This is a genomic window from Vreelandella sulfidaeris (assembly GCF_042429665.1).
Lineage (GTDB): Bacteria > Pseudomonadota > Gammaproteobacteria > Pseudomonadales > Halomonadaceae > Vreelandella.
Map to the genome: position 1 here is coordinate 1 of NZ_JBHMAC010000015.1, position 888 is coordinate 888.

Sequence of the window (888 nt, forward strand, 5' to 3'; positions counted from 1 at the left end):
TAGGGGAATCTCGGTTGATTTCTTTTCCTCAGGGTACTTAGATGTTTCAGTTCCCCTGGTTCGCCTCATACACCTATGTATTCAGTGCATGATACTGACCTTATGGTCAGTGGGTTTCCCCATTCAGAGATGTCCGGGTCACAGGTTGTTGCCACCTCACCGAACCTTATCGCAGGCTACCACGTCTTTCATCGCCTCTGGCTGCCTAGGCATCCACCGTGTGCGCTTCATTGCTTGACCCTATAACCCGAAGGAGTCTGGGGTTCGCAATGATAACGTTTCATTTTGCCGGATACGCTTGAGACGTATCACAATTTAAGACCACTTCGTCAGAAGTGTTCTTGTCAGCATGATATACATTGTTAAAGAGCAGCTGTTCAATGAACAGTGATAAAGCGGCGTGCGATAACTAAAACAACAGTTACGACAACACAGCGACTTATCAGTGGTCACGAAACATTTACAAACGGTATTTAAGGTAAAAGAAGTAGTACATAATGGTGGAGCCAAGCGGGATCGAACCGCTGACCTCCTGCGTGCAAGGCAGGCGCTCTCCCAGCTGAGCTATGGCCCCATCTATCTAACAACTATTTCAAAACCACTTCCGGGTAATTTTATTCAACACAAGGCATTTTATGGCGAAGCATAGCCTGCTATGCGAGTCATAAAATAACGCAGTGCTGGATAAAATTTGGTGGGTCTGGGCAGACTTGAACTGCCGACCTCACCCTTATCAGGGGTGCGCTCTAACCAACTGAGCTACAGACCCGGTTATTTCGCCGTACGCTTGAGCACTTGACTCAAACACAGCTGAAATAGCTACCGTTTGCTCTATGATCTGATCAGGTAATTCATTGTGGACGCTTACTGTGCGTGACGCATCGTTTA

2 tRNA genes and 1 rRNA gene are annotated in these 888 nt (G+C 47.2%); all 3 read right to left on the minus strand.

From position 1 onward, the window contains the following. Positions 1-240: ribosomal RNA gene (locus ACFFLD_RS18525) — 23S ribosomal RNA — on the minus strand; the annotation flags it as partial. 258 nt (positions 241-498) lie between these two features. Continuing rightward, positions 499-574: transfer RNA gene (locus tag ACFFLD_RS18530), tRNA-Ala, on the minus strand. Positions 575-692: 118 nt separating this feature from the next. Then, positions 693-769, minus strand: a tRNA-Ile gene (locus ACFFLD_RS18535). Between the last annotated feature and the right edge of the window lie 119 nt (positions 770-888).